Below are 12226 nucleotides of genomic sequence, written 5' to 3'. Positions count from 1 at the left end.
AACGAAGCAAGGAAAATGCAGGAAACCGGGCCGCCGTCACCAGGCGGCCCGAAGGCGAATCCCGACCGGGCCGCGCGCCCGGTCGGCGGCGGCGTTACAGCATCCGCCGCAGCACGTCGTTTTCCGGATTGCGGTCGAAGAACCGGTGTTTCAGCGCGCCGAGAACGTGCAGGACGATGAGCGCGAGCAGCGTGTAGGCCAGCGTCCGGTGCAGCCACTGGAACGCCTCGAACCAGTGGTCGTTTTTCGGCAGCAGCTCAGGCACGCGGAACAGGAAGAACGGCACGCCGTCGCTCTGCGTATAGGTACTGGACATCGAATAACCCATCAGCGGCACGACGATCGCCAGCGTGTACAGCAGGATGTGGCCGATCTTGGCGAGCTTGCGGTCGAGCCTCGGCAGGGTCGCAGGCAGCGGCGGCAACGGCTTCATCGAGCGGATCGCCAGTTGCGTGACGACCACCAGCAGCGTGAGCACGCCGAATTCCTTGTGGGTCGGGTAGTACCAGTCGAATTTGGCCGGCAGGTTGTCGTCGAGCCGGACCATGGTCCAGCCGGTCCACAGCTGCGCACCGATCAGGATCGCCCGGGCCCAGTGCAGCAGCCGAAGGGCGAGCGGGTATTTCTCCACCGTGAATGCAACGGCCTGGTTTTCCATTTGGCGTGTGATCCTCGAAAACGAAATAACGGCGGGCGGGGCGCCGGGCATCGACGTCCCGCGAGGGTGCCCATCGGCGCGCGGGGGCATGGCCATGCGCACGAACCCGGGATGCCGGGCCCGTGCACGAAGGCCGGCGGCGTCAGGCGATCGACCGCGAATCCGCGCAGCACGCCTGCAGCGCCTCGCGCAGCGTGACCGCGATGAAGTCGGCTTCGTCCGGCAGCAGCGTCAGCGGCGGCGACATCACGACCTTGTTCGCGATCGCGCGGACCAGGACCCCGCGCTTGCGCGCGGCATCGGCCACGCGCGCCGCAAACCCCTGGCCCGGATCGAGCGGCGTGCGGCTGGCCTTGTCGGTCACCAGATCGAGCGCCAGCATCAGCCCCTTGCCGCGCACGTCGCCGACGGTCTCGAAGTCGGCTTTCAGCGGCTGAAGCTGCTCGAGCAGGCGCTGGCCGACCCGCGCGGCATTGCCCGGCAGATCCTCGGCCTCGACGATGTCGAGCACCGCGAGCGACGCGGCGCACGCGAGCGGATGCCCGCTGTACGTGTAGCCGTGCATGACCACGTGCGAGAAGCCCGCGCCGTGTTCGATCGCCTGCGCGATGCGCCCGTTGTACAGTGTCGCGCCGAGCGGCACGTAGCCGGCCGAAATCCCCTTGGCGACGCACAGGATGTCGGCGGCGACGCCCCAGCCGCGACTGCCGAGCATGCTGCCGGTGCGGCCGAAGCCCGTCACCACCTCGTCGGCGATCAGCAGGATGCCGTTGCGGTCGCATACGTCGCGCACGCGCGCCCAGTAATCGGCCGGCGGGACGATCAGGCCGCCCGCGCCCTGGACCGGTTCCGCGACGAACGCGGCGATGGTCTGCGGACCGTGGAACGCGATCGTTTCCTCGAGCTGTCCGATGCAATGCTCGACGAGCTGCTGCGGATCGTCGCAGTTCCACGGGTTGCGATAGAGCCAGGGCGTATCGAGCAGCACGCAGCCGGGCAGCAGCGGGCCGTGATTGTAATGGTAGACGCCGTTGCCGCCGATCGACGTGCCGCCCATGTGCACGCCGTGATAGCCGTTGCGCAGCGACAGGAATTTCGTGCGCGACGGCTCGCCCGCGGCGATCCAGTACTGGCGCGCCATCTTGAGCGCGGTTTCGATCGCGTCGGATCCGCCGCTGCCGAACATCACGCGCTGCATGTCTTCCTGCGCGAACATCGCGCACAGGCGGTCGGCCAGGTCGTAGACGCGTGGGTGGGCGACGCCGTCGAAGGTCTGGTAGTACGACAGTTCGTCCATCTGCCGGGCGATCGCGCTTTTCACTTCCGGCCGGTTGTGGCCGACGTTGACGTTCCACAGGCCGCCGACGCCGTCGAGCATGCGGTGGCCTTCGACGTCGTACACATAGTTGCCGTCGCCGCGCGCGATGACGACGGTGGGGGTCGTATGTCCGGCGGCCGCCGAGCTCATCGGATGCCAGAATCGTTTTTGACGCGTTTGATAGTCCATGGTGTCTCTCGTCTCTCTTACGAAGTACTTGAACAGGAGGCGGCGCGGTGTGCGCCGCGGGATCACAGGGCTGCGGTGACGATCTTTTCCTCGAGGTACGAATCGAGCGCGGCCTTCGACAGGTCGCGCCCGATCCCGCTTTGCTTGGTGCCGCCCCACGGCAGGCGCGCGTCGATCGGGCTCCACGCATTGATCGCGACCGCGCCGACGTCGAGCCGCTCGGCGACGCGGTGCGCGGTGCCGACGTCCTGCGTCCACACGGAAGCGGACAGGCCGAACGGCGTGTCGTTGGCGATGCGAACCGCCTCGTCCTCGGTGTCGAACGGCATGACCATGCCGACCGGGCCGAACACTTCGTCACGGGCGATCCGCATGCCAGGTTGGACGCCGCCGAGCACCGTCGGGCGCATGAAGCAGCCGCGCGGCGGCACCTGTTCGTCGCCGGCCAGCAGCACGGCGCCTTCGGCGAGCGCGCCGTCGACCAGCGCGCGGACGCGTGCGAGGTGACGCGGGTTGATGAGGGCGCCCATCTGCACGCCGGGCTCCGACGGCGGACCGACGCGGATCGCGCGGGCCGCATCGGCGAGCCGCGCTTCGAGTGCGGGCGCGATCGAGCGATGCGCGAGCACGCGCGAGCCGGCGGCGCACGTCTGGCCCTGGTTCGCGAACATGCCGGCCATCAGCGACGGGATCGCACGGTCGAGATCGGCATCCGCGAAGACGATCTGCGCGGCTTTTCCGCCCAGTTCGAGCGTGACGCGCTTGAAGGTCTTTGCCGCGGCGCCTGCGATCGCGCGGCCCACTTCGGTGCTGCCCGTGAAGCTGATCTTGTTGACGAGCGGGTGCGCGACCAGTGCGGCGCCGACTTCCGCGCCCACGCCGTGGACAATATTGACGACCCCGGCAGGGAGGCCGGCTTCGCATGCGAGTTCGCCGAGCCGGGCCACGGCCAGCGGCGCATCCTCCGACGGCTTGACGACCACCGTGCAGCCGGCCGCCAGCGCCGGCGCGAGTTTCCACACGGCGATCATCAGCGGCGCGTTCCACGGGATGATCTGGCCGGCCACGCCCACCGGCGCACGCCGCGTGTAGCTGAGCGTCGGGCGGCCCATGAAGCCGTCGGTCGGAATCGTGCGGCCCTCGAGCTTGTCGGCCCAGCCGGCGAAGTAGCGCAGCGTGTCGATGCACATCGGAAGGTCCATCATGCGCATCTCGGCGAGCGGCCGTCCTTGTTCGACGGCGAGCAGCTGCGTCAGCGCATCGCCGTCGCGTTCGACCAGGTCCGCCAGCCGCAGCAGCCAGCGGGCTCTGGCCGGCCCGCCCGCGCGGGCCCACGCGTCGTCGTGCAGGGCATTGTGCGCGGCACGCGCGGCGCGATCGACGTCTTCGGCGCTCGACGCGGGCACCGCGGCGACGTAGTCGCCCGTCGCCGGCGCAAGTTTTTCGAAGGTGCGGCCGGCGGAGGCATCGCAATGCCGGCCGCCGATCAGATTCTGAATTTTCATCATGGTGTCCGTGTTTCCCAGGGGCGAATCGTCGGGCCGAACCGGTGGCGGCGAGGGCAGCGGCCACGGTGCGGCTTCAACGTCGCTTTCACTGTATGTCGATGAAATCGCGGGCCTTGTCCGCTATCGGCAATCGTTGCGAGGCGATCGGGACAGGGAATACCCGCGCCGGCGCGACGCAGCGGGCGCGGGTCGCCGGCACCGGGACAGCGTCGACGGGGCGTCGTGCGACGGCGGTGCCGTGCGGCACCGTCCGGGGGCGGCTACTGGACGGCGCGCCCGAGTGCGCGGTACAGGTCGGGATCGCTGCGCTTCAATCGCAAGGCGGCGCGGATGCCGAGCGCGCCGACGGCGACCAGGAAATACGGAAACATCGCGACAAAGGTGGAATCCGATCCGCTCAGCACGGACAGGTTGCGTACGACCAGCACGAGGCAGGCACCGAGCGCGATCATGCTGACGAGCGGCGCGATCAGGCGGTGCACGACGCTGGCATCCCGGCGATCGCGCGCGAAGAACGCGATCACCGAGGCCGCCACGAGGATCTGCACCGCGATGATGCCGATCGTGGCCAGCGCGCTCATCCACGAGAACACGACCGCGAACGGGTCGAGGCGAAAGGCGGCCGATCCGGCGATGGCCGCGAGCGCGATCAGCGTCTGCACTTTGCCGGCGACGTCGGGGCAGCGATGCACGGGGCACGTATGGCCGAGCTTGCGCCACAGCACACGTTCACGGCCCATCGCGTAGAAATAGCGCGTGATCGTGTTGTGGAACGACAGGATGGCCGCGAACAGGCTCGTGACGAGCAGGACGTTCATCGCGTCCGTCGCGATGCCGCCGAGCAGCCGGCCGCTGACGGCGAACCAGAGATTGGCCGGGTCGTGGGCCGCCTGCGCGGCGATCCGGCTCTCCCCCCATGCCTCGACGATCGCCCACGACGACAGCGCGTAGAACGCCATGATGAGAAGCACGGCAACGTAGGTCGCGCGCGGAATCGTGCGCTTCGGGTCGCGTGCCTCCTCGGAGAAGATCGCCGTTGCCTCGAAACCCATGTACGAGCCGAGGACGAACACGAGCGCGGTGCCCAGCCCGGGCGCGAACACCGTCGACGGGCTGAACGGTTTCGCGCTGAAGCCGCCGGTGCTCGCGCCGTGCGCGACGATCGCGAGATCGAGCAGCATCACGATCGCGATCTCGCCGATCATCAGCATGCCGAGCAGCCGGCCGCTGAACTCGATGCGCCGCGCGCCGCAGACATGGACGGCGACGACGCAGGCGAGCGCGAACGCCCACCACGGCACGTCGACGCCGTAGTGGCGCTGGATGCTGTCGTTCAGGAAGAAGCCGAACATGCAGTAGATCGCGATCTGCACCGCGTTGTACGCGACGATCGCGATGAACGCGCCACCCACGCCGGCCGGACGTCCGAGCCCGTTCGCGATATACGCGTAGAACGCGCCCGCATTGGAGATATGCCGGCTCATCGCGGCATAACCGATGCTGAAGATCAGGTACATGATGCCGGCCAGCACGAATACGCCGGGCACGCCGGGGCCGTTGCCGAGCGAGAATGCCGCGGGCGTCGCGCCGACCATCGCGGTGAGCGGCGCGGCCGCGGCGACGACGAAGAAGACGATGTGTGAGAGTCCGACCGCGTTCCTGCTGAGCCCCGCGTCGGACCGGGATGACGATTCGTTCATGAGTAGTCCCGCTGACCGGATCGTCCATCAGGAATCGACACCGGCATGTCTGATCAATATCCCGGTGCCGCGGGCCGATCCTGACGAACCGGCCATGGAGGCTGATGTTCGCCGGCGACACCGGTGTGCGCTTGGCCGGCCGCCCGGTGCAACGCACCGCGGAGCAGGCCGACGACGCAATTTACGGTGCCGAAAAACCGGGCGTTGTCCGCTATCGGCAATCCGCATGCGTCGAGCGGCAGGGGATTACCCGGATGCGGCGTCACGGCGCTTGCGCACGGACTCAGCTCAGGCGCGGCGTATGCGACGGCAACTCGTGGAAATGTTGCTGGTAGTACGCGGAGAAGCGCCCGAAGTGGCAGAAGCCGAATTGCGCCGCCGCGTCGCCGATGCGTATCGTCTCGGGCGTCGTCATCAGGAAGCGCCGCACCGCGTTCAGCCGGATCGAGCGGAGGTAGGCCGTCGGCGTCGTGCCGACGACGTTCTGGAAGCTGTATTGCAGCGTGCGGCGGCTGATGCGCAGGTGGTGGCAGAGATCGATGACGGTCGGCACGTCGTCGCTGTCGAGCGCGATCTCCTGGCTGCGGCGCACGATGTAGCTCTGCGTCGACGCCGACGGCAGCGCGCCGGCGCCGGACGCGTCGGTCTGCACGAGGTCGAGCAGGATACCGACGACGCTGTGCGCGAGCACGCGTTCGTCGAACGCATCGCGCGCCGTGAGCGAATCGCGGTCGAGCGCCTGGCAGAGTACCTGCTCGAGGCCGTCCAGTGCATCGCGGTAACGCGCGGGCGCGATGGGGAGTACCGGCTGCTGCAGGATGCGCGCCGGCAGGTGCGCGAGTTCGTCGACCTCGCGATCGGCGGTGAGGGTGCGATCGATCGTGAAGGCGAGCACTTCGGTGTCGCTCGGAAGGTGCGCGACGAATTCCTCGCCGCCGCGCAGCGTCAGCAGGCTCGGGCGCTCGACGGTACGGCCCTGGACCACCGGCGCAACCGCACTGGCGATCGGCAGTGCGAAGCAGAGCCGGCCGCGCGGCGCGAGTCCGTGCTGCATCACGCGCTGGTTGATGCGTTCGCGAAAGACGTGAAAGCGCTGGCCGGCGACCTGGCGCAACGTGGTCGTGGCCGTGCCCGGACTGATCTGATCGTAGTGCTGCGACCAGTTTACGATCGCCTGCGAATGGAGGAACACATCCGAGAAGCACAGTGTTTCAGCGTGCAGGTTCATGGCGTGGCTAATGCATTCCGTCTCAAATTCGACGCCGGCCGAAGCCGGCTCATGCTGCCAGGCGCGGGCAGCGGGCTCGCGCCATGCGCGCGGTTCGCCTGGATGGCTTCCGAAGGTGCCGTACGACGCGGCCAGTTTCCTCGACGATCATATCCAGAAAAAAACACGGGAGGAGGTGATCTCAACCCTCGAGGATCTATTTTTTGTAAATCTCATTATAAGGGATTGTATTTATTTTTATGATGGGGTTTACATAGGGTGTCACGCGATACCCCGCACGCGGGAAAGAGGGCCTGGTGATCGAGTTTTTTCGATATTTATTACGAAACTGACGGGTTCGGGTTGCGGCGGCATCGCGTGCGTAGCGTCCATCGGCCTCTCTCGTGTTAACTACCGATAAATACCGAATAGCGGGATTTGTATAATCATCCGGCAACGCTTCACCCGCTCGTGCGCGCGCAACGTGTGTCGACGCCATCGCTGGCGGCCCCCACGCAATGCAAACGACGGTCGACGCATTTCCACATACCGGGAGCGGTCCATGTCCGAGTCATCCCCTGCCTTCTTGTATCGTCGGATCGCGCTGCGCGTGATTCCGTTTCTGTTCCTCTGCTACGTCGTCAACTTCGTCGATCGCGTCAACATCGGGTTCGCCAAGCTGCAGTTCCTGCAGGACCTCGGCTTGAGCGAAGCCGTATTCGGCTCCGCGGCGGCCATCTTCTTCATCAGTTACGCCGCATTCGAGGTGCCGAGCAATCTGCTGCTGGCGCGCATCGGCGCGAGCCGCACGCTCATGCGAATCATGGTGCTGTGGGGCCTCTGCACGGTCGCGCAGATGTTCGTGACCGGCAGCGCGTCGCTGTATGTGGTGCGTTTTCTGCTCGGCGCCGCCGAGGCCGGCTTCTTTCCGGGCCTGATCCTGTACCTGTCGTACTGGTTTCCGGATGCGGTGCGCGCCCGTGTCAACAGCGTGCTGCTGCTCGCCGTTCCGGTCGCCGGGATGATCGGCGGGCCGCTGTCCGGCTGGATCATGGCGCACATGCAGGACGCGATGGGGTTGCGCGGATGGCAGTGGCTGTTTCTGATCGAGGGATTGCCGGCCATCGCGCTCGGGCTGGTTGCGCCGCTGATGCTGAGCGACCGGCCGGAACAGGCGGCATGGTTGTCGCCGTCGGACCGGCAGGCGCTCTTGCGCGATCTTGACGCGGAGCGGGCCTCGGCCGTGATCGGCCATGGCCGGGTGGGCGTTCTCGACATTGTCCGCCACGCGCGCGTGCTGGGGCTTGCGGCGATCTATTTCTGCGTGTACGTCGGGATGGGCACGGTGACGTTCTGGTCGCCCACGGTGCTGAAGGCGGCCGGGGTGACGAGTGTCGCCGGAATCGGTTGGTTGTCCGGATTGATTTCCGTGTTCACGATGATCGGCAATGTGGCGATCGCATGGAGTTCCGACCGGTACGGCGAGCGCCGGTGGCATACGGTGGCCTGCATGCTCGTCACCGCGTGCGCTCTGCTGTTCCTGCGCTTCGCTGTCGGCCATGTCTGGCTCACCGTGACCTTGCTGGCGATCGCGCAGCTGTGCGCGTTCACCGTGCCGATCGTGTTCTGGACGATTCCGGCGGCGCAACTGACCGGGCGCGCGGCGGCGGCCGGCATCGCGGTCATCAGCATGCTGGGTTCGCTCGGCGGCGCGTTCGGTTCGTGGCTGGTCGGCGCCCTGTTTGCGCGGACCGGCGCGCCGTATGCCGGGCTCGCGGTGGTCGCGGGGCTGCTGGTGGTGGGCTCGGTGCTGGTGACGAGCCTGGTCCCGCGCTCATTGCCGCCGCGCCGCACGGCGAGCGAACGGGCGGCGTTGCAGGGCGTTGAATAGCGCGTGGCCGGGCCCGCGTGTCGCGGCGCCAACGGCCTGCCCTCGGCGTCGCGGGCAGCGGCTCGCGCGAATCGGCCGGACCCGGTCGACGTGACGCGCGATGACGCTGCCGCGTTTACGCGGCAAGCGCCGGAATTTTTTCAGCGGAGATCCGGACGGAGATTGGGACGGATATCGGGCCGGCCTCGTTTGGCAACGCGTTCGCCCGCATGTGCCGACGCCCGCAGCAGTCAATCCGGCTCGGCTTTCAGGCCACCCTCGATCCACCGCGCTTCGGACGCGCGAAGATGCGCGCGGATGGCCGTCTGCGCCGCGATCGGATCGCCGGCCTGCAGCGCGAGCAGCACGTCCTCGTGCTCGCGCACGGCGGCCGTCCAGGTCTGCGGATTTTCCGCGTGGCCGCGCATCGCGGTCGCGATCGGGTCGTGGCGGCTGTCGAACAACTCGCCGACGAAGCGGGTGAGCACCGAATTGCCGGCGGCTTCCGCGATCAGCATGTGGAACTGCCGATCGGCTTCGACCGGCGATTTGCCGGCTTCCGCGAGCCGCTTCATGCGCTGAAGCGTGCGGCGCAGGCGGTCGAGCATCGCGGCCGTCATCCGCGCGGCGGCCAGCGCGGCCACGCTGCCTTCGATGGCCGCGCGGGCCTGCATCAATTCCGACGGACTGTCGCCGAGCGTGACCATCGTGCCGACATCGTCGGCCGCCGTGTCGCGGACATAGACGCCGGAGCCCATCCGGATCTCGATCTGCCCGCCGATTTCCAGCGCGATCAGCGCCTCGCGAAGCGACGGGCGCGATACGCCGAGCGTCAGCGCCAGCTCGCGCTCCGGCGGCAGCCGCTCGCCGATCGCGAATTCGCCCTGGCGAATCAACGCGACGATCTGGGCCGCGACCGATTGGTAAAGCCGCTTGGGTTCTGTCGATTTCATCCGATGGATTGGGGTCAATGCGCTTTCGGCGCAAGCGCGTGTCGCGGAGTCTATCACGCCCGCCGCATCGCCCTTTGCAGTGGCGGGTTCATCCGGATGTCCGGGTTTTCACTATTGGTAAGATCGGGATTGAGATAGTTAAATTGGCTTGACCAAAATAGGTTTGATTGATGTAATCCCTCCAAATTGGACTGACCAGACGAAGCCGAGGTCGATCCGCCCCCAGGAGACGCAATGGCATTGCCTCGCAATCTGCCCGGCCAGGCCGCGCAGGACGAAACCGACCGGGAGATCCTGCGCCTGGACGGCATTCGCAAGCGCTTCCCGGGCGTCGTGGCGCTCGACGGCATTCGCCTCGACCTGCGCCGCGGCGAGGTGCATGCGGTGTGCGGCGAAAACGGCGCGGGCAAATCCACGCTGATGAAGATCATCAGCGGTCAGTACCTGCCCGACGAGGGCGTCGTTCACTATCGCGGCGCACCGGTGCAATTCCGTTCGGCCTCCGAAGCGCAGGCGGCCGGCATCGCGATCATTCACCAGGAACTCAATCTCGTCCCGCACCTGAGCGTGGCGGAGAACCTGTTCCTCGCGCGGGAGCCGCGGCGCGGGCCGTTCGTCGATACGAAGCGCATGAACGCGGACGCGGCGCGCTGCATCGCGCGGATCGGCCTGAATGTCGCGCCGACGACGAAGGTCGGCGTGCTGTCCATCGCGCAGCAGCAGATGGTCGAGATCGCGAAGGCGCTGTCGCACGACGCGCGCGTGCTGATCATGGACGAGCCGACGTCGTCGCTGACGGAGTCGGAAACGGTGCAGCTGTTCCGCATCATCGAGGAACTGCGGGCCGACGGCGTGGCGATTCTGTATATCTCGCATCGCCTCGACGAAATGGCGCAGATCGTCGATCGCGTGACCGTGCTGCGCGACGGGCGCCATATCTCGACGGACGATTTCGCCGACGTGAGCCTCGACGACATCGTCGCGCGCATGGTCGGACGCACGCTCGACGACGCCTATCCGTCCCGGCAATCGGTGCCGACAGACGACGTGCTGCTCGACGTGCGCGCGCTGCGCCGGGACGGCGTGTTCGGACCGGTGTCGTTCGCGTTGCGCCGCGGCGAGATTCTGGGTTTCGCGGGATTGATCGGCGCCGGCCGCACCGAGATCGCCCGCGCGATCTTCGGCGCGGATCGCCCGGACGGCGGCTCGATCGCGCTGCACGGCCGGCCCGTGACGATCCGCTCGCCGCGCGAGGCGATCCGGCACGGCATCGCGTATCTGTCGGAGGACCGCAAGAAGGAGGGGCTCGCGCTGCCGATGCCGGTCGCGGCGAACCTCACGCTCGCGAACGTGCGCGGTATCTCGTCGCGCCTGGGCTTCCTGCGCTTCGACGACGAGCTCGAGGTGGCGCGCCGCTACGTGCAGGACCTCGCGATTCGCACGCCGTCCGTGCACCAGCGCGTGCGCAACCTGTCCGGCGGCAACCAGCAGAAGGTCGTCATCGGCAAATGGCTCTACCGCGGCTCGAAGATCCTGTTCTTCGACGAACCGACGCGCGGGATCGACGTCGGCGCGAAGTTCGCGATCTACGGGCTGATGGACCGGCTCGCCGCCGACGGCGTCGGCGTGGTGCTGATCAGTTCGGAACTGCCCGAACTGCTCGGCATGACCGACCGGATCGCCGTTTTTCACGAAGGTCGGCTGACCGCGTTGCTCGACACGAAACACACCAGTCAGGAGGAGATCATGCACTATGCGTCGGGGCGTTCCCATGCTTGAAATGACATCCGATCGGAGCCAGGCCGACGAGCGGGCGGCGCGACAGCGGCGGCGCGACCTGATCCAGAAGTTCGCGGCGCTGGGCAGTCTCGTCGTGCTCGTGTTCGCGTTCTCGATATCGAGCGCGGCATTCTTCTCGGTCGACAACCTGATGACCGTCGGCCTGCAGGTGACCTCCATCGCCTATCTGGGCGTGGCCGCGACCTGCGTCATCATCACGGGCGGCATCGACCTGTCGGTCGGCTCGGTGCTCGCGCTGGCCGGCGTGTGCGCCGCGCTGCTGGTCAAGGCGGGCGTGCCGGTGCCCGCCGCGATGGCGGCCGGCATCCTGGTCGGCGCGCTGTGCGGGCTCGTCAACGGCATCTGCGTGACGCGCATGGGCTTGCCGCCGTTCATCGCGACGCTCGGCATGATGCTCGTCGCGCGCGGCATCGCGCTCCAGATCACGGGCGCCCGGCCCGTATCGGATCTCGGCGACGCGTTCGGCGCGCTCGGCAACGGCGCGCTGCTGCGGATCTCGCACATCGGCGCGGACGGGTTCCCCGACACGACGTTTCCCGGCATTCCGTATCCGGTCGTGATCATGATCGTGCTGTTCGTCGTGGTGTCCGTGCTGCTGTCGAGGACGTCGCTTTGCCGTCACATCTACGCGGTCGGCTCGAACGCCGAGGCGGCGCGGCTGTCGGGCGTGAACGTCCAGGGCGTGAAGCTGTTCACCTACGTGCTGTCCGGCGCGCTCGCGGGCGTGACCGGCTGCGTACTGATGTCGCGGCTCGTCACCGGGCAGCCGAACGAAGGCGTGATGTACGAGCTCGACGCCATCGCCAGCTCGGTCATCGGCGGCACGTCGCTGATGGGCGGCGTCGGCACGATCTCCGGCACGGCGATCGGCGCGTTCGTGATCGGCGTGCTGCGCAACGGCCTGAACATGAACGGCGTGTCGAGCTTCATCCAGCAGATCATCATCGGCGTCGTGATTCTGGGCACGGTCTGGATCGACCAGTTGCGCAATCGCCGGCCCTGACCGGCAGCAAGCAGTCCCTA

At 67.5% G+C, this 12226-nt stretch carries 9 protein-coding genes; 3 read left to right on the top strand and 6 right to left on the bottom strand.

What is annotated here, in order from left to right; translation table 11 throughout:
- Nucleotides 1-94: 94 nt before the first annotated feature.
- From AC0KUR_RS10035 to AC0KUR_RS10015, 5 genes are all read right to left on the bottom strand, one after another.
- The gene (locus AC0KUR_RS10035; RefSeq protein WP_124670010.1) at nucleotides 95-658 is read right to left on the bottom strand and encodes a cytochrome b; all 564 of its coding nucleotides are present in this window, start codon (nucleotides 656-658) and stop codon (nucleotides 95-97) included.
- A gap of 142 nt (nucleotides 659-800) precedes the next feature.
- Nucleotides 801-2165: an aspartate aminotransferase family protein gene (locus AC0KUR_RS10030; RefSeq protein WP_034191821.1), complete on the bottom strand. Its 1365-nt coding sequence runs from the start codon at nucleotides 2163-2165 to the stop codon at nucleotides 801-803.
- A gap of 62 nt (nucleotides 2166-2227) precedes the next feature.
- Entirely contained in the window at nucleotides 2228-3673 is a 1446-nt protein-coding gene (locus tag AC0KUR_RS10025; RefSeq protein WP_473375810.1) for an aldehyde dehydrogenase family protein, read from the bottom strand.
- Nucleotides 3674-3933: 260 nt separating this feature from the next.
- Complete coding sequence (locus AC0KUR_RS10020) at nucleotides 3934-5373, bottom strand: APC family permease (RefSeq protein WP_124670007.1); 1440 nt, start codon at nucleotides 5371-5373, stop codon at nucleotides 3934-3936.
- Between the two features lie 283 nt (nucleotides 5374-5656).
- Nucleotides 5657-6601, bottom strand: coding sequence for a helix-turn-helix domain-containing protein (locus AC0KUR_RS10015; protein ID WP_034191818.1), 945 nt, complete (start codon nucleotides 6599-6601; stop codon nucleotides 5657-5659).
- 541 nt (nucleotides 6602-7142) lie between these two features.
- Here AC0KUR_RS10015 and AC0KUR_RS10010 point away from each other — a divergent pair.
- Nucleotides 7143-8471 carry an MFS transporter gene (locus tag AC0KUR_RS10010; protein ID WP_049028483.1) on the top strand — a complete coding sequence of 443 codons (1329 nt, stop codon included), beginning with the start codon at nucleotides 7143-7145 and terminating at the stop codon, nucleotides 8469-8471.
- Between the two features lie 230 nt (nucleotides 8472-8701).
- Here the strand turns inward: AC0KUR_RS10010 and AC0KUR_RS10005 are convergent, their stop codons facing one another.
- A complete protein-coding gene (locus AC0KUR_RS10005) occupies nucleotides 8702-9403 on the bottom strand; it encodes a FadR/GntR family transcriptional regulator (RefSeq protein ID WP_069704844.1) in 702 nt (233 codons plus the stop codon).
- Between the two features lie 234 nt (nucleotides 9404-9637).
- On the opposite strand from AC0KUR_RS10005, the gene AC0KUR_RS10000 reads away from it, so the two are divergent.
- On the top strand, nucleotides 9638-11182 hold the full coding sequence (locus tag AC0KUR_RS10000; RefSeq protein WP_473375809.1) for a sugar ABC transporter ATP-binding protein: 1545 nt from the start codon (nucleotides 9638-9640) through the stop codon (nucleotides 11180-11182).
- Nucleotides 11175-12206: an ABC transporter permease gene (locus AC0KUR_RS09995; protein ID WP_473375808.1), complete on the top strand. Its 1032-nt coding sequence runs from the start codon at nucleotides 11175-11177 to the stop codon at nucleotides 12204-12206. The genes AC0KUR_RS10000 and AC0KUR_RS09995 overlap by 8 nt, the downstream gene beginning before the upstream one ends.
- The last annotated feature ends 20 nt before the right edge of the window (nucleotides 12207-12226 follow it).

The organism is Burkholderia sp. YHN3-13 (genome assembly GCF_055810675.1).
The sequence above is the reverse complement of the archived record's forward strand: the minus strand, read 5'-3'. Positions and strand labels throughout refer to the sequence as shown.

Excerpts from the sequence above, each read along its gene's own strand:
- AC0KUR_RS10020 (WP_124670007.1), bottom strand. The coding sequence starts at position 5,373 with ATGAACGAATCGTCATCCCGGTCCGACGCGGGGCTCAGCAGGAACGCG.
- AC0KUR_RS10005 (WP_069704844.1), bottom strand. The coding sequence starts at position 9,403 with ATGAAATCGACAGAACCCAAGCGGCTTTACCAATCGGTCGCGGCCCAG.
- AC0KUR_RS10025 (WP_473375810.1), bottom strand. The coding sequence starts at position 3,673 with ATGATGAAAATTCAGAATCTGATCGGCGGCCGGCATTGCGATGCCTCC.
- AC0KUR_RS10000 (WP_473375809.1), top strand. The coding sequence starts at position 9,638 with ATGGCATTGCCTCGCAATCTGCCCGGCCAGGCCGCGCAGGACGAAACC.
- AC0KUR_RS09995 (WP_473375808.1), top strand. The coding sequence starts at position 11,175 with ATGCTTGAAATGACATCCGATCGGAGCCAGGCCGACGAGCGGGCGGCG.
- AC0KUR_RS10035 (WP_124670010.1), bottom strand. The coding sequence starts at position 658 with ATGGAAAACCAGGCCGTTGCATTCACGGTGGAGAAATACCCGCTCGCC.
- AC0KUR_RS10015 (WP_034191818.1), bottom strand. The coding sequence starts at position 6,601 with ATGAACCTGCACGCTGAAACACTGTGCTTCTCGGATGTGTTCCTCCAT.
- AC0KUR_RS10010 (WP_049028483.1), top strand. The coding sequence starts at position 7,143 with ATGTCCGAGTCATCCCCTGCCTTCTTGTATCGTCGGATCGCGCTGCGC.
- AC0KUR_RS10030 (WP_034191821.1), bottom strand. The coding sequence starts at position 2,165 with ATGGACTATCAAACGCGTCAAAAACGATTCTGGCATCCGATGAGCTCG.